This is a genomic window from Methylobacterium tardum, assembly GCF_023546765.1.
GTDB classification, from domain to species: Bacteria; Pseudomonadota; Alphaproteobacteria; order Rhizobiales; family Beijerinckiaceae; genus Methylobacterium; species Methylobacterium tardum.
In genome coordinates, this window is the sequence record NZ_CP097484.1 from 5,995,135 (window position 1) to 6,009,496 (window position 14,362).

At 70.7% G+C, this 14,362-nt stretch carries 15 protein-coding genes; 9 read left to right on the top strand and 6 right to left on the bottom strand.

What is annotated here, in order from left to right:
- Window positions 1–52: 52 nt before the first annotated feature.
- Genes M6G65_RS28660 through M6G65_RS28670 form a run of 3 tightly spaced genes read right to left on the bottom strand, consistent with a single transcriptional unit; the run spans window position 53 to window position 2,758 of the window.
- Window positions 53–571, bottom strand: coding sequence for an ureidoglycolate lyase (locus tag M6G65_RS28660; protein WP_238194659.1), 519 nt, complete (start codon window positions 569–571; stop codon window positions 53–55).
- Window positions 568–1,407: a bifunctional allantoicase/(S)-ureidoglycine aminohydrolase gene (locus M6G65_RS28665; protein ID WP_238194660.1), complete on the bottom strand. Its 840-nt coding sequence runs from the start codon at window positions 1,405–1,407 to the stop codon at window positions 568–570. The genes M6G65_RS28660 and M6G65_RS28665 overlap by 4 nt, the downstream gene beginning before the upstream one ends.
- A gap of 40 nt (window positions 1,408–1,447) precedes the next feature.
- Window positions 1,448–2,758 (bottom strand): dicarboxylate/amino acid:cation symporter, encoded by a 1,311-nt coding sequence (locus M6G65_RS28670; RefSeq protein WP_250103171.1) that lies wholly within the window; start codon window positions 2,756–2,758, stop codon window positions 1,448–1,450.
- Between the two features lie 192 nt (window positions 2,759–2,950).
- Here M6G65_RS28670 and M6G65_RS28675 point away from each other — a divergent pair, with 192 nt between their 5' ends.
- Window positions 2,951–3,910 carry a LysR family transcriptional regulator gene (locus M6G65_RS28675; RefSeq protein ID WP_238194662.1) on the top strand — a complete coding sequence of 320 codons (960 nt, stop codon included), beginning with the start codon at window positions 2,951–2,953 and terminating at the stop codon, window positions 3,908–3,910.
- Here M6G65_RS28675 and M6G65_RS28680 read toward each other — a convergent pair.
- Window positions 3,850–5,271, bottom strand: coding sequence for a M20 family metallopeptidase (locus M6G65_RS28680; protein WP_238194663.1), 1,422 nt, complete (start codon window positions 5,269–5,271; stop codon window positions 3,850–3,852). The two genes, M6G65_RS28675 and M6G65_RS28680, sit on opposite strands and share 61 nt — an antisense overlap.
- A gap of 320 nt (window positions 5,272–5,591) precedes the next feature.
- On the opposite strand from M6G65_RS28680, the gene M6G65_RS28685 reads away from it, so the two are divergent.
- From M6G65_RS28685 to M6G65_RS28700, 4 genes are read left to right on the top strand one after another with little or no spacing between them, the layout of a single operon-like run.
- Window positions 5,592–7,382 carry a peptide ABC transporter substrate-binding protein gene (locus M6G65_RS28685; protein ID WP_250103172.1) on the top strand — a complete coding sequence of 597 codons (1,791 nt, stop codon included), beginning with the start codon at window positions 5,592–5,594 and terminating at the stop codon, window positions 7,380–7,382.
- 16 nt (window positions 7,383–7,398) lie between these two features.
- Window positions 7,399–8,358 (top strand): ABC transporter permease, encoded by a 960-nt coding sequence (locus tag M6G65_RS28690; RefSeq protein WP_010685019.1) that lies wholly within the window; start codon window positions 7,399–7,401, stop codon window positions 8,356–8,358.
- On the top strand, window positions 8,324–9,256 hold the full coding sequence (locus tag M6G65_RS28695) for an ABC transporter permease (RefSeq protein ID WP_250103173.1): 933 nt from the start codon (window positions 8,324–8,326) through the stop codon (window positions 9,254–9,256). The genes M6G65_RS28690 and M6G65_RS28695 overlap by 35 nt, the downstream gene beginning before the upstream one ends.
- Window positions 9,257–9,258: 2 nt before the next feature.
- Window positions 9,259–11,118, top strand: a complete 1,860-nt coding sequence (locus M6G65_RS28700) for an ABC transporter ATP-binding protein (protein ID WP_238194665.1) — start codon at window positions 9,259–9,261, stop codon at window positions 11,116–11,118.
- A 27-nt stretch (window positions 11,119–11,145) separates the two neighbouring features.
- On the opposite strand, the gene M6G65_RS28705 is transcribed toward M6G65_RS28700, so the two are convergent.
- Window positions 11,146–11,571, bottom strand: a complete 426-nt coding sequence (locus M6G65_RS28705) for a GFA family protein (protein ID WP_238194666.1) — start codon at window positions 11,569–11,571, stop codon at window positions 11,146–11,148.
- Between the two features lie 558 nt (window positions 11,572–12,129).
- On the opposite strand from M6G65_RS28705, the gene M6G65_RS28710 reads away from it, so the two are divergent.
- The 4 genes from M6G65_RS28710 to M6G65_RS28725 all read left to right on the top strand — a co-directional run bounded on the left by M6G65_RS28710 (window position 12,130) and on the right by M6G65_RS28725 (window position 13,779).
- Window positions 12,130–12,531 (top strand): cupin domain-containing protein, encoded by a 402-nt coding sequence (locus M6G65_RS28710; RefSeq protein ID WP_250103174.1) that lies wholly within the window; start codon window positions 12,130–12,132, stop codon window positions 12,529–12,531.
- Between the two features lie 132 nt (window positions 12,532–12,663).
- On the top strand, window positions 12,664–12,924 hold the full coding sequence (locus M6G65_RS28715; protein ID WP_238194668.1) for a hypothetical protein: 261 nt from the start codon (window positions 12,664–12,666) through the stop codon (window positions 12,922–12,924).
- Window positions 12,924–13,367 carry a hypothetical protein gene (locus M6G65_RS28720; protein WP_250103175.1) on the top strand — a complete coding sequence of 148 codons (444 nt, stop codon included), beginning with the start codon at window positions 12,924–12,926 and terminating at the stop codon, window positions 13,365–13,367. Before M6G65_RS28715 ends, M6G65_RS28720 begins: the two co-directional genes overlap by 1 nt.
- A gap of 217 nt (window positions 13,368–13,584) precedes the next feature.
- Complete coding sequence (locus tag M6G65_RS28725) at window positions 13,585–13,779, top strand: hypothetical protein (RefSeq protein WP_238194670.1); 195 nt, start codon at window positions 13,585–13,587, stop codon at window positions 13,777–13,779.
- Between the two features lie 21 nt (window positions 13,780–13,800).
- On the opposite strand, the gene M6G65_RS28730 is transcribed toward M6G65_RS28725, so the two are convergent.
- Window positions 13,801–14,256 (bottom strand): hypothetical protein, encoded by a 456-nt coding sequence (locus M6G65_RS28730; protein WP_238194671.1) that lies wholly within the window; start codon window positions 14,254–14,256, stop codon window positions 13,801–13,803.
- Window positions 14,257–14,362 lie beyond the last annotated feature (106 nt).

Sequence of the window (14,362 nt, forward strand, 5' to 3'; positions counted from 1 at the left end):
CCGCGCGACCGCGTATACACGTTCTCCGCGATCCGGTGCGGGTGGCCGGCCGTCAGCCCGTGCCGGGCAGGTGAATTGTCCAGGGATCCGCGAAGACGTGTTCCTCGAGGTTCGCGCCCGGCCCGCCGCGGTCGATCACGACGAAATCCTGGCTGGCCCCGAACGGCGTCAGCACGCCGTGCCACGTGCCGCGGGCGTAGCAGATTCCCTGGCGGGGTGCGGTGACGAAGGCCTGGGGCCGGCCGGGCCGGCCATCCGCGTCCGGGCAGACCACGACCAGGAACGGGGCGGCGCTCAAGGGGACGAAGGCCTGCGCGCCGAGGGGATGCCGCTCGACCAGGGTCAGGCGCAGCGGCAGCGGGTAGGGCTGCGCCTCGACCAGCCCGATCACCGTGCGGGCCCCGTCGCCGACGACCTCGATCGCGGCGAGATCGTGAAAGCGGCGCGCCATGCCGGCATTCATCGGGCGCGGCGCGGTGCCGGCGGTGTCGATCACCTGCCCGAACGGCGCGAAGGCTTCGGCCGTCAGCGGCCGGGCCGTGACAGAGCGGGTGGCCGGCTGCGCGCTCATCGCGCGGGACCGCGCAGGCTGAGGGCCGGGTGCCGGTTCACGTCCTTGTAGAGGAGGTAGCGGAACCGGCCGGGGCCGCCCGCGTAGCAGGCCTGCGGGCAGAAGGCGCGCAGCCACATGAAGTCGCCTGCCTCGACCTCGACCCAGTCGCGGTTGAGCCGGTAGGCGGCCTTGCCCTCCAGCACGAACAGGCCGTGCTCCATCACGTGCGTCTCCTCGAACGGGATCGTCCCGCCCGGCTGCATGGTGACGATGTTCACGTGCATGTCGTGGCGCAGATCCTCGGAGGCGACGAAGCGGGTCGTCGCCCAGACGCCGTTGGTGCCGGCCATGCCGGCCGGCTCGATCGCGGATTCGTGGGTCACGAAGGCGTCCGGCACGGCGAGGCCCGGCGCGGGCTCGTAGATCTTGCGGATCCAGTGGAAGCGGGCCGGCTCGGCGCCGCCGTTGCGCAGGCTCCAGGCCGCCCCGGGGGGCAGGTAGGCGTAGCTGCCCGGCCGCAGGGCATGGGTCCGGCCCTCGAGGCCCAGGCTGAGGTCACCCTCGACCACGAACAGCACGCCCTGCGCCTGCGCATCCGGCTCCGGCCGCTCGCTGCCGCCGCCGGGGGCGACCTCCATCAGGTACTGGGCGAAGGTCTCGGCGAAGCCCGACAGAGGGCGCGCCAGGATCCAGGCCCGGGTGCCGTCCCAGCCGGGCAGGAAGCTCGTCACGATGTCGCTCATGACGCCCCGGGGGATGACCGCGTAGGCCTCGGTGAACACCGCGCGGCCGGTCATCAGCGACGTCTGCCCCGGCAGGCCGCCGCAGGCGGGATGGTACGTCGGTGCGGTCATGACAGGTCTCCGATGCGCCGCCGGGGCCGGGACGCCGCCGTCAGGCGGATTGGGGGTGCGGGATGGGCGCATCGAGGATCACCGCCATGTCCGTTGCCGGCTCGCCGTCCAGGATGCGCCGGGCCTGCGCGCGGTCGATATCACCTTCCCAGGCGGCGATGACCACCGTCGCCACGCAATTGCCGATCAGGTTGCCGAGCGCCCGGGCGATCCCGACGAACCAGTCGACCGACAGGACCAGCACCAGCCCGATCACCGGGATCTCCGGCACCGCCGACAGGGTGGCGGCCAGCACCACGATCGCCGAGCCGGGCACGCCGTGCGCGCCCTTCGAGGTCAGGAGTGCGATGCCGAGGATCAGCATCAAGTGACCGAAGGACAGGTCGGTGTTGGTCGCCTGCGCGATGAACACCGTCGCGAGGGTGAGATAGAGCGAGAAGGCGTCGAGGTTGAACGAGTAGCCGGTCGGGATCACGAGGCCGACGGTGGAATCCTTGATGCCGAGCCGCTCCAGCTTGCGCATGACCTGCGGCAGGACGCAGTCGGAGGAGGCGGTGCCGGCCACGACCGTCAGCTCCTCGCGCAGGTAGGCGAGGAGCTTGAAGATGCTGAAGCCGGCAAGCCGCAGGATGCCGCCGAGCACCACCAGCACGAAGAACGCGACGCCGGCGTAGAACAGCACCACCAGCATGCTGAGCTGCTTCAGCGAGACGATCCCGTATTTGCCCACCGTGAAGGCGACCGCGCCCAGCACGCCGAGGGGCGCGAGCCGGACGATGAAGCCGACGATCTTGAACAGCACCTCGGTGATCCGCTCCAGGCCGTCGGCCAGCGGCTGGCCGCGCTCGCCGAGCAGCGATAGGCCGGCGCCGAACAGGATCGCGAGGATCAGGACCTGGAGGATGTCGCCCTTGGCGAAGGCGTCGGCGAAGGTCGTCGGCACGAGCTTCATCAGGAAATCGACGGTGCCGGTGACCTGCCCGACGCGCTCCGTGTAGCCGGCGAGCGACTTGGCATCCAGCGTCGCCGGATCGATGTTCATGCCGTGCCCGGGCGCGAACAGGTAGGCGAGGACGAGGCCGAGCGCGAGCGCGATGGTGGTGACCACCTCGAAATAGATCAGGGCCTTGAGCCCGACGCGGCCGACCTTGCGCAGGTCGCCGGCGCCGACGATGCCGTGCACGACGACACCGAACACCAGCGGCGCCACCACCATCTTGATCAGCTTGATGAAGACGTCGCCCAGCGGTTTGAGCGCGACCGCGAAATCGGGCCAGACCATGCCGAGCACGATGCCCGCCGCGAGGGCGACCACCACCTGCCCGAAGAGCGACGCGAAGAAGCGCCCCATCGCAACCTCCCTGATAGTCCCGGGTCGCTCTTGCCGTGCCACCCGGCTCCGCGGCGTCGGCGGCGGGCCGAGGCCGATCAGTGGCGTTGTGCCGGGTGGAGACGCGTCGACTCTGCGCTCCGCACAATCCTTCCAGTCAATTGAGACGTCAAATATATCTTTCGTCTGAAATCATATGTAAAACATATCGACATGGAACTCCGGCACCTGCGCTACTTCCTGGCCGTGGCCAAGCATTTAAGCTTCACCGCGGCCGCGGAGAGCCTCGGGGTCGCGCAGCCGCCGCTGAGCCAGCAGATCCGCGATCTCGAGGCGGAGATCGGCACGCCCTTGTTCGAGCGGACCACGCGGCGCGTGACGCTGACGCGGGCGGGCGAGGATCTCCAGGCACAGGCGTCGGCCATCCTGGAGAAGGCCGGCGAGGCCGTCGACCGGGCCCGCGCCATCGGTGCCGGCACGGCCGGCATCCTCAATGTCGGCCTCACGGGATCGATGCTCGCCGGCCCGCTCGGCCGGGCGATCCGGGGCTACGCGAACGCCTATCCCGGGGTCGATCTGCGCATCCACGAGATGTCGCCGGACCGACAGATCGCGATGCTGAAATCCGGCCAGACCGATGTGAGCTTCCTGCGGTGCCCGCCGCACGATGCCGACCTCGTCAGCGAGCTCGCGTGGCGGGAGACCGTCAGCCTCGTCCTGCCCAAGGATCACCGCCTCGCGGCAGCGCCGGTGAGCCTCACGGATCTGAGGGACGAGACCTTCGTCTTCCTGAGGCTCACCGACTCGCTGTTCGCCAAGTACCTCTGGGATTGCTGCGTCGCGGCCGGGTTCGTCCCGCGGATCACCCACCAGACCGTCGAGGCGGCGTCCCTGACGAGCCTCGTTGCGGCGGGGCTCGGCGTGGCGATCATCCCGGAATTCGTCGCCCGGCTGGCCCATGCCGACGTCGTCTACAAGCCGATTCAGGGACCGCACATCCGGGCCGACGTCTACGCACTGTGGACCCGGCCGCGGCAGCCGCTGGTCGAACGCTTCCTCGGTCTGGTCCGCGCCGACGGCGACCCGGCGGGGCGATCCGCCGCTCGCGCCGCTCAGGATCCGAGCGACATCCGCAGCGGCGGCTCGACCTCCGGCGGAAGCGGCGAGACGTAGCCCGCCGCGCCGACCCGGCGGGCGAGGTCCGCCTTGGCGGCGTCGCGCAGGGCCGCGTCGGTCATTGCCCGGGCACCGGTGGCGGCCATCGCCTTGGCGACCTGCACCATCGCCTTGTGGGCCGCGGGAGTCTTGCCCTGCGCCACCACCTGCCAGGTGTGGAACGGCGTGCCGATCGCCACCGTGGGTGCGTGGGCCTGGACGGTCGGAACCACCCAGCTCACGTCGCCGACATCGGTGGAGCCCACCGCCGGATTGCGCGGCGCGTCGAGGGGCACGAGGAAATCGGCGAGCGGTGCCTCGGTGCGCGGCATCCCGATGGCGCGAAACACGGCATCGATGTCGCCGTCGGTGAGCGTCGCGCAGATCTTCCCGGCGAAATCCCGGTCGGCATCGTCGAAATGCGGCGGTCCTAGCTCCTCCATCACCCCGTGCAACGCCTGCTCCAGCGGCGTATTGCCCAGCAGATTCGACACCGCGCTGACGATCCGCACCTCGACCTTAGTCTCGGTCATCAGGGCGGCGCCCTGCGCGATCTTCTTCACCCGCTCGACCAGCGCCAGCATGCCGGGGAGGTCGCGGGCCCGGATCGAGTAGCGCACCGTCGCGCCGGCCTGGACGACGTTCGGGGCGATGCCGCCGGCGTCGAGATAGGCGTAGTGGACCCGCGCGTCGGACGGCATGTGCTCGCGCATGTAGTTCACGCCGACGCTCATCAGCTCGACGGCGTCCAGCGCCGAGCGCCCGAGATGGGGCGCGGCCGCCGCGTGGGCGGTGCGCCCGGTGAAGACGAAGTCGGCCCGCGTGTTGGCGAGCGCCACCGGCGGCGCCACCTCCCAGAAGCTGCCCGGATGCCAGGAGATCGCGATGTCGGCATCCGCGAAGGCGCCGGCGCGGACCATGAAGGCCTTGGCGGCGCCGCCTTCCTCCGCCGGGCAGCCGTAGTAGCGCACCCGGCCGGGCGTGCCGGTCTCGGCGAGCCAGTCCTTCAGGGCGGTGGCGGCGAGCAAGGCCGCCGAGCCGAGGAGGTTGTGGCCGCAGCCGTGGCCGTGGCCGCCCGCCTCCACCGGCCGGTGCTCGGCGACGCCCGCCTCCTGCGACAGGCCCGGCAGGGCGTCGTACTCGCCGAGGAACGCAATGACCGGCCCGCCCGCGCCGGCCTCGCCCATCACGGCGGTGGGGATGCCGGCGACCTGCTCGGTGATCCGGAAGCCCTGGTGACGCAGCTCGGCGACGTGCTCGGCGCAGGAGCGCGTCTCCGTGTAGCAGACCTCCGGCATGCCCCAGACCCGCTCGGACAGGGCGATCAGCCGCTCCGTCTGCGCGTCGACGTGGCGCCACACGGCGTTGCGGTTGTCCATCGTGTCGTCTCCGGGAAGGCTGCTGGTCGGCTTCGCGCCACCATAACGGGCTCCGCGCCGTCATCGCGAGCGCAGCGAGGCGACCCAGGGTTGCGCGCCCTCGGGAAGCGCGGCGCTGCTGGATTGCTTCGCTCCGCGCGCGAAGACCGATAGGGCGCGGGCCCTTCGGCCGCCCGCACGTATGCACGGCCGGGGCCACGCGGCTGTGCGCAACGCGCATCCCTCAACACGTTCCGATTGAACCGTCACTGGCCCGCCCCTTGCCAAGGCCGCCACCGGAATGTTGCTGTGCCGCGTGTGGCGGTAAATGGGATGCGTACATGGACGAGCGGGATCTGCGCGGCCTCATCGGGCGGGTGAGGGACGGCCGCCTGTCGCGGCGCGCCTTCGTGCAGCGGATGGTGGCTGTCGGCCTCACCGCGCCCATGGCCGGTCTGATGCTGGCCGGGAACGGGGTCGCGATGGCGGCCGATATCCGGTCCGGCTACAAGCCGACCAAGGCCGGCGGCGGCGGCGCCCTCAAGCTGCTCTGGTGGCAGGCGCCGACGCTGATCAACCCGCATTTCGCCATCGGCACCAAGGACCAGGACGCCTCGCGGATCTTCTACGAGCCGCTCGCCGCCTGGGACGCGGACGGCAACCTCGTGCCGGTTCTGGCCGCCTCGATCCCGTCCAAGGAGAACGGGGCGCTCGCCGCCGACGGCCGCTCGGTGGTCTGGACGCTCAAGCCCGGCGTGAAGTGGCACGACGGCAAGCCGCTCACCGCCGACGACCTCGTCTTCACCTGGGAATACGCCCGCGACCCCGCCACCGCGGCGGTGACGGCCGGCTCCTACAAGGATTGCAAGGTCGAGAAGGTCGGCGACCTCAGCGTCCGGGTCCTGTTCGACAAGCCGACGCCCTACTGGTGCGACGCCTTCGTGGGCATCGTCGGGATGGTGCTGCCGAAGCACCTGTTCGGACCCTACAGCGGCGCCAAGTCCCGGGACGCGCCGCAGAACCTCGCCCCCGTGGGCACCGGCCCGTACCGGTTCGTGGAGTTCCGGCCCGGCGACATCGTCCGCGGGGAGCGCAACCCCGACTACCACCTGCCGAACCGCCCGTACTTCGACACGGTCGAGATGAAGGGCGGCGGCGACGCGGTCTCGGCCGCTCGCGCGGTGCTCCAGACCGGCGAGTACGATTACGCCTGGAACATGCTGATCGAGGACGAGGTGCTGAAGCGCCTGGAGACCGGCGGCAAGGGCCGGGTCGACGTCGTCTACGGCGGCAAGCTCGAGTTCCTGCTCCTCAACGCCACCGACCCGAACGTCGAGGTCGACGGCGAGCGCGCCTCGATCACCACCAAGCACCCGGCCTTCTCGGACCCGAAGGTGTGCCAGGCGATGAACCTGCTGGTCGACCGCAAGTCGATCCAGACCTACATCTACGGCCGCACCGGCAAGCCCACCGCCAACACGGTCAACGGCCCGGAGCGCTTCGTCTCGAAGACCACGAGCTTCGCCTTCGACCCGGCCAAGGCCAACGCGCTCCTCGACGAGGCCGGCTGGAAGAAGGGTTCCGACGGCATCCGCGCCAAGGACGGCAAGAAGCTCAAGCTGGTCTTCCAGACCTCGATCAACGCGCCGCGCCAGAAGACGCAGGCGATCATCAAGCAGGCGGCCGCCAAGGCCGGCATCGAGATCGAGCTGAAATCGGTGACCGGCTCGGTGTTCTTCTCCTCCGACCCGGCGAACCCCGACACCTGCACGCATTTCTACGCCGACATGGAAATGTACGCCTACAGCATGACGCAGGCCGATCCGGCGATCTGGCTGCTCATGTACGCATCCTGGGAGGTGGCCCAGAAGGCCAACAAGTGGCAGGGCCGCAACGTCGTGCGCTGGCGCAACGCCGCCTACGACGAGGCCTACAACGCCGCCCAGAGCGAGCTCGACCCGGTCAAGCGGGCGGCGCTCCTCATCAAGTGCAACGACCTCGCGGTCTCCGAGAACGTGCTGCCGCTGATTCACCGCGCCGAGGTCTCGGCGGTGGGCGCCGCGCTCACGGCGCCCCGCAGCGGCTGGGACAACGACCTGTCGTTCCTGCCCGACTGGTACAGGGAGGCCTGAGCGGGAGCGCCGCGCCATGGGCGCCTACATCCTGCGACGCCTCCTGATCGCGATTCCGAGCCTGCTCGGCATCAGCCTGATCCTGTTCACCGTCCTGGCGCTCGCGCCGGGCGACCCGTTCGGCGAACTCGCCAGCAACCCGAACGTGCCGCCGGAGGTTCGGGCGGCTCTGCGCGTCAAGTTCGGCCTCGATGACCCGATCCTCACCCGCTACCTGCACTGGCTCACCGCCATGCTGCAGGGGGATTGGGGCTTCTCGTTCGCCAGCCGGGTGAACGTCGACACCCTGATCCTGCAGCGGCTGCCCACGACCCTGTTCGTGGTCGGCTCCTCGCAGGTCCTGGCGCTGCTGATCGCCGTGCCGGTGGGCCTCTATGCGGCGCGCCGGCCCTACTCGCTCGCCGACCAGGTCGCCAACACGCTGGCCTTCGTGGGTTTCTCGCTGCCGACCTTCTTCACCGGGCTGCTGTTCATCCTGCTGTTCTCGATCAAGCTCGGCTGGCTGCCCTTCGTCTACCAGGCCGACCTGCCGGGCTCCGGCCTGCCCTGGCTCTGGGCGAATGTCCGGCAGGCGATCATGCCGGTGGCGGTGCTGGGCTTCTTCCAGGCCGCCTCCTACACCCGCTACGTGCGCGCCTCGGCGCTGGACGTCGCCCGCCTCGACTACGTCACCACGGCCCGGGCCAAGGGCCTGACCGAGGGCACGGTGACCCGCCGGCACATCGCCCGCAACGCCCTGATCCCCGTGGTGACGCTCGTCGCCCTCCAGATCCCCGCGGTGTTCGGCGGCGCCATCGTCACCGAGCAGATCTTCCGGATCCCGGGCATCGGCTCGCTGCTGATCGACGCCATGCTGGCCAACGACACGCCGGTGGTGATGGCGGTGACCTTCGTGTTCGCCGGCCTCGTCATCCTGTTCAACCTCGTCGCGGACCTGCTCTATGGCTGGCTCGACCCTCGCATCGCCCTCCGATGAGGCGGTGCCCGTCGCCCGCGCGCCGGCTTCGCCGGGGCGGGAGACGTGGCGGCGCTTCCGGCGGCACCGGCTGGCGCTCGCCAGCGTCGGCGTGCTGGCGCTCCTCGTCGCCGGCGTGGTGTTCGGCGGCCTGCTCTGGCCCGTCGCCATCGGCGACATCGACTTCGCGGCCCAGCTCCAGGGCCCGTCCTGGGACCACCCGTTCGGCACCGACGATCTCGGCCAAGACCTGCTCGCCCGGATGATCTACGGCGGCCGGATCTCGCTCGCCGTGGGCTTCGCCGCCATGGCGGTGGCGAGCCTGATCGGCGTGCTGGTCGGCGCGCTCGCCGGCATGTCGCGCCGGTTCCTCGACCCGGTGCTGATGTGGCTGACCGACCTGTTCCTGTCGCTGCCGCAGCTGCCGCTGCTGCTCCTCGTGATCTACCTGTTCCGCGACAGCCTGAAGGCCGTGTTCGGCAGCCAGGGCGGCGTGTTCCTGATGATCGTCGCGGTGATCGGGGGCCTGCGCTGGATGCCGGTCGCCCGGTTGGTTCGGGCGCAGTTCCTGTCCCTGCGCGAGAAGGAGTTCGTGGAGGCCGCCCGCTCGCAGGGCGCGACCACCGGCCACCTCGTGCGCCGCCACATCCTGCCGAACGCGCTGGGGCCGGTGATCGTGGCGGCCTCGATCGAGGTCTCGTCCGCGATCATCGCGGAATCGACCCTGTCCTTCCTGGGGCTCGGCTTCCCGCCCGACATCCCGACCTGGGGGCGGCTGCTGTTCGACGCCAAGGACCATCTCGACGTCGCCCCGCACTGGGCGCTGTTCCCGGGGGGCGCGATCTTCCTGACGGTGCTGTCGATCAACTTCATCGGCGACGGTTTGCGCGACGCCCTCGACCCGCGGCGGGTACTCTAGCGATGGCAGATCCGGTGGACCCGATCCTCTCGGTCTCAGACCTCACCGTGTCCTTCCGCTCGGACGGGCGCTGGCGCGAGGTCGTGCACGGCGTCTCGTTCGATGTCGGGCCCCGCGAGACCGTGGCCCTCGTCGGCGAATCCGGCTCCGGCAAGAGCGTCAGCGCCCTGTCGATCCTGCGCCTCCTGCCGCGGGACGCGAGCCGCATCGGCGGGCGCGTGCGCTTCGAAGGCCGCGAGCTGCTCGCCGCCCCCGAGGCCGAGATGCGGCGGGTGCGCGGCGATTCCATCGCCATGATCTTCCAGGAGCCGATGACCTCCCTGAACCCGGTCCTGACCATCGGCTTCCAGATCGCCGAGGCGCTGATCCGGCACCGGGGCCTGTCGCGGTCCGCCGCCGAGGCAGAGGCGCTCCGGCTCCTCGACAAGGTCCGGATCCCGGCCGCCCGGTCGCGCCTGCACGAGTACCCGCACCGCTTCTCGGGCGGCATGCGCCAGCGGGTGATGATCGCCATGGCGCTCGCCTGCCGGCCGAAGCTCCTCATCGCCGACGAGCCGACCACGGCGCTCGACGTCACGATCCAGGCCCAGATCCTCGACCTCATCAAGAGCCTGCAGGACGAGGAGGGCATGTCGGTCCTGTTCATCACCCACGACATGGGCGTGGTCGCCGAGATCGCCGACCGCACCGTGGTGATGTACCGGGGCCGCGCCGTGGAGGCCGGCCCGACCGCGCGGATCTTCGACGCCCCCGCCGAGCCCTACACGCGGGCGCTGCTGGCCGCGGTCCCGCGCCTCGGGACCATGGCGGGCCGTCCCCGCCCGATGCGCTTCCCGGTGGTCGACCGGGCCACCGGCCTGGCGGCGCCGACGCCCGAGACCCCCGAAACCGTCCGGGCCGCCGACCGCCCGGTGCTGGAGGTGCGCGACCTGACCACCCGGTTCGACATCCGCTCCGGGCTCCTCGGCCGCGTGACCGGCCGGGTCCACGCGGTGGAGCGGGTCTCGTTCAGCCTCGCGGCCGGGGAGACCCTGGCGCTCGTCGGCGAGTCCGGCTGCGGCAAGTCCACCACCGGCCGCGCGATCCTGCGCCTCGTCGAGCCGCTCTCGGGCTCGGTCCTTCTCGACGGCGAGGACATCACCGGCCTCGGTCCCAAGACCCTGCGCGCCCGCCGCCAGCGCATGCAGATGATCTTCCAGGACCCGTTCGCCAGCCTCGACCCGCGCCTGAGCGTCGGCGCGGCGGTGGCGGAGCCGCTGCTGATCAACCGTCTCGCGCCGCCCCGGGAAGCGCGCCAGCGGGCCGAGAACCTGCTCGCCCGGGTCGGGCTTCCCCCCGAGACCGCCGGGCGCTTTCCCCACGAGTTCTCCGGCGGCCAGCGCCAGCGCATCTGCATCGCCCGGGCGCTCGCCCTGAACCCCCGCCTGATCGTCGCCGACGAGGCGGTCTCGGCGCTCGACGTCTCGGTGAAGGCGCAGGTCGTGAACCTGATGCTCGACCTCCAGGCGGAGTTCGGCCTCGCCTACCTGTTCATCTCGCACGACATGGCGGTGGTCGAGCGGGTGAGCCACCGGGTGGCGGTGATGTATCTCGGCGAGATCGTGGAGATCGGCCCCCGAGCCGCGATCTTCGGCGACCCACAGCACCCCTACACGAAGAAGCTGCTGGCCGCCGTGCCGGTCCCGGATCCGGCCCGGCGCGGCGAGCGGCACGCCCTGCCGGACGACGAGATCCGCAGCCCGATCCGCGCGCCCGACTACGTGCCGCCGGAGCGGCTCTACCGGGAGGTCGCCCCCGGCCACGTCGTTCAGGACTGGGGCGCCGACTGGGCCGCAGCGGCACCGGAGATCGCGGCCGCCTGATCAGGATCCACCCCAGATCCCGGCGCGTCACTCGGCCGGGTTGAAGCACAACGTGCCGGCGCGGCGCGTCGGCTTGCCGGTATCGTTCGTGTGGTTGACCCCATCCATCACCGGCACCTCCGGAAAATCGAACGGGCTGACCCCGTCCAGGCACGCCGCATTGACGGCGTAGAGGTCCTGGTTCGAACGTCGCTGATGATGCGTGTAGATCCCGCATCGGGAGCAGAAGAAGTGCTGCGCGGCGCCGGTGTGGAAGCGGTAGCTCGTCAGCGTGTCCGTGCCGCGCAGGATCCTGATCCCGCCCTTCTCGGCCATGACGACGACGGCCCCGCGCATCCGGCAATAGGAGCATGTGCAGCGCCGGGCCGAGGCGAGGTCATCCGTGAGCCGTGCTTCGAACCGCACGGCGCCGCAATGGCATTGGCCGGACCGGATGGTGATGTCGCCCGCCATGGTGGGTGTGTCTCCCGTCAGATTCTGTGCCGACCCGGTCCGTCGCGCATCCACGCGCATCGGTGCCGCCGGCGGGTGGGGCCCGGTTACGGTCTCCCGCGTGGGTCCCGACAGGCGTGGGTTGCCAGCATCGTCCGCAGACTGGACGCGGCGTCAGGCGCGATGCGCTCCGCGCGCTCGGATGATCGATGCGGATCCGATCGCTGTCGTGCCTGCGGGGCGCTGATCGTGATCGGACGATAAGGCGCGCGACCCGACCGAACAATCCATCAAGTCGTCACGCGTCGCGTGAGGAAATCGCACGCGACGCGGCGCAGCGTTCGCGGCTCGTGTGTTCGTCGGGCCGCCGTGTGGCCGAGCTGGATGGCCTTGGCGCTCGGCGAGCGCTTGGCGGCGTAGCCGGGGGCGACCTCTGCGTGCCGAAGGTGGTCGTGCGCCTCCTCCGCTTCGCGGGCGTCGGTAGGCGATCCAATCCGCGAGGCTGTAACGGCCGGCTGCCGTCCGGGCGTTCCTGGCCGAGCGGGGCCGTGTCATTCTGCCCGAAACCGGGAGGATGACATGAGACGCGGGCGCGGCCTTGCTGTGGCGGGCTTCTGTGTGGCGGGCACCCTGATCTTCGCGGGCGCCGCGACGGCGCAGGAGGTCAAGCGGACCGAGCTCGGCCGCATGCCGGTCTCGGGCGACGACAGCCGGGAGATCGTCATGCAGCTGGTCGAGGTTCCGCCGGGGGCGACCTCGCGGCGACACGTCCACAACGGTGAGGAGGCCTTCTACGTCATCGAGGGCGGCTCGGCGCAGTTGCACGGTCAGGAGCCGAAGGAGCGGCCCACGGGCGAGCGCGGGATCAACAAGCGCGGTGTTCCCCATGCCGGCTACACGGTGGTCGGCGACAGGACCTTGAGGATCCTGTCGGTCTACGTCGTCGACAAGGGCCGCCCGCTCCAGGAGGCTGCCGACTGAGCCGGTCGCTACAGGGGAGGGGCTGCCTCATACGTGGCGACAATGTGGCGAAAGCTTGACTATTCGACTCGAATCACATTATAGCTTGACCGTTGCGTTGCGGATACATCGCCCGGGTCCCTGGAGGTTCGGATGTGCGCGCGGAAGACCTACTACATCTTCGTCAAGGCGACTGACGATCGGCAGTTCTGCGCCATTCGGCAGGATCAGCCGATCCCGCAGATGATCGACGGCGTGCAGTGGATGTATGTGAGCTGCATCGACACGTCGCGGGATAAACCGTTCGGGTTCGATGTCGACGCGGCACACGAGGCCATGCGGCATCGCGGCGTCTACTTCTACCGTCGCGAGCTGATGTTCCGCCGCACCAACTTCCTCCTCGAAGCCGCCTGATGGCGGGTCTGCGCGGGCGGCGCCAGAAGGCCGTGCGGGTCTGTTTCGGCGCGGCCATGGTCGTCTGCGGGATCGCGGCCGGGACCGGCATGCCGTCAGGTGCGGCGCAGGCCCAGGTCCCGGCGCGGATCGGTACCTGCGTCGCCACCACCATCGCGCGGATCGGGACGCGGTTCAGCGGCCGGCTGGTGAAGCCGCAGCGCGACGGCCTCGGCGAGGGAACCAGCGTCGACCTGAAGAACGGCGTCTACGGAATCTCCTACGCGTATGTCGAAGCCGTCGCGCGATCGCGGGTCGGCGATCGCGCGATCACCTGCCTCGTCGCCCTGCCGAAAGGCTGCCCGAAGGGCGACGATCGCGGGAAGATGTACACCACCACCAACCTGCGGACCCTCGATTCCTGGACGTTGCCAGATTCGCAGCACATGTGCGGCGGCGCCTGAGCCCGGCGCACCCTTCGTGGGCTGTCGCGTGTTGACCCTTGGCTTGGGCCGGTCTCGGGCCTCGACCGCGGGAGGGTGGGCTTTGTCGTTCAGGAAGGGTTTTGCCGCCGTCATGGCCGCTGCGTTGGTCGGAGCGCCTGGTGCGGCCCGGGCCTGGGGCGTTCCCGGATGCACCAACCTGCCCGAATACAATCGGGCGTTGGGCGCCTTACAGGGCATGACCAGCGCCTGTGACATGAGCGTCGAGGAGGCGCGCCGCGTGATCGCGGCGCATGACGGCGTCGCCGCGCCGCCTCCGAACGCGGCGCCGCTCCCGGGCGCGGCGCCACAGGCCGTGTCGAGGCCGCGTGTCCGGCACCGCCATCGCGGGAAGCGCGCGCATCACAGGACGGCGATCCTGCGGCACCGCTGAACCGCCGCGCAGGGTCGAGGTTTAGCGCTCGCCCGACGCGGCCGCCGCGCGGGCGCGCGCCCATTCCCGGTCGCGCTCGGCCTGCCGGGCCCGCGCCTCGGCCGCGTAGGCGTCCTGTTCCGCACGCTCCCGCTTCCTCTGGCGATCGGCGGCGGCCGAAGCCCGCTTCCGCCAAGCTTCGGTCTCGGCCTTCTGGCGCGCCAGCTCCTCGACGGTGACGGGCTTCACCGGCTCCTTCGGCTGCGCCCAGGCGTAGGGACGGCGGGGTGCCGGCGAGGGCCGGTCTTCCGAGCGCGGCGCCTCTCGCCGCTGCCCGAACGCCCGGCTCGCCTCGGCCAGCGTCAGGCCGGCGCCGCGGGCGATGCGTTCGGCGGCTGCGCGGGCAGCCGTCCGTTCGCCGGCCGTGGCGCCGTGCTCGGCGAGCACGAGGCATTTCTCGAACCGATCCCGGTCCGCGGGCGTCATGACGGACTTCATGGCCGCCGTCATACCGCCAAGCCCGTCGATCTGTCCCGCCGCTCATCGCGAAGTCTGGGACGTCTCGCCGAGACCGGCTGGAGCCCGGGATCGACGCGCGGCCTCG

Bases quoted from the DNA above. Each gene is read 5' to 3' on its own strand.
- M6G65_RS28660 (WP_238194659.1), bottom strand. From the start codon at position 571: ATGAGCGCGCAGCCGGCCACCCGCTCTGTCACGGCCCGGCCGCTGACG.
- M6G65_RS28665 (WP_238194660.1), bottom strand. From the start codon at position 1,407: ATGACCGCACCGACGTACCATCCCGCCTGCGGCGGCCTGCCGGGGCAG.
- M6G65_RS28670 (WP_250103171.1), bottom strand. From the start codon at position 2,758: ATGGGGCGCTTCTTCGCGTCGCTCTTCGGGCAGGTGGTGGTCGCCCTC.
- M6G65_RS28675 (WP_238194662.1), top strand. From the start codon at position 2,951: ATGGAACTCCGGCACCTGCGCTACTTCCTGGCCGTGGCCAAGCATTTA.
- M6G65_RS28680 (WP_238194663.1), bottom strand. From the start codon at position 5,271: ATGGACAACCGCAACGCCGTGTGGCGCCACGTCGACGCGCAGACGGAG.
- M6G65_RS28685 (WP_250103172.1), top strand. From the start codon at position 5,592: ATGGACGAGCGGGATCTGCGCGGCCTCATCGGGCGGGTGAGGGACGGC.
- M6G65_RS28690 (WP_010685019.1), top strand. From the start codon at position 7,399: ATGGGCGCCTACATCCTGCGACGCCTCCTGATCGCGATTCCGAGCCTG.
- M6G65_RS28695 (WP_250103173.1), top strand. From the start codon at position 8,324: ATGGCTGGCTCGACCCTCGCATCGCCCTCCGATGAGGCGGTGCCCGTC.
- M6G65_RS28700 (WP_238194665.1), top strand. From the start codon at position 9,259: ATGGCAGATCCGGTGGACCCGATCCTCTCGGTCTCAGACCTCACCGTG.
- M6G65_RS28705 (WP_238194666.1), bottom strand. From the start codon at position 11,571: ATGGCGGGCGACATCACCATCCGGTCCGGCCAATGCCATTGCGGCGCC.
- M6G65_RS28710 (WP_250103174.1), top strand. From the start codon at position 12,130: ATGAGACGCGGGCGCGGCCTTGCTGTGGCGGGCTTCTGTGTGGCGGGC.
- M6G65_RS28715 (WP_238194668.1), top strand. From the start codon at position 12,664: ATGTGCGCGCGGAAGACCTACTACATCTTCGTCAAGGCGACTGACGAT.
- M6G65_RS28720 (WP_250103175.1), top strand. From the start codon at position 12,924: ATGGCGGGTCTGCGCGGGCGGCGCCAGAAGGCCGTGCGGGTCTGTTTC.
- M6G65_RS28725 (WP_238194670.1), top strand. From the start codon at position 13,585: ATGACCAGCGCCTGTGACATGAGCGTCGAGGAGGCGCGCCGCGTGATC.
- M6G65_RS28730 (WP_238194671.1), bottom strand. From the start codon at position 14,256: ATGAAGTCCGTCATGACGCCCGCGGACCGGGATCGGTTCGAGAAATGC.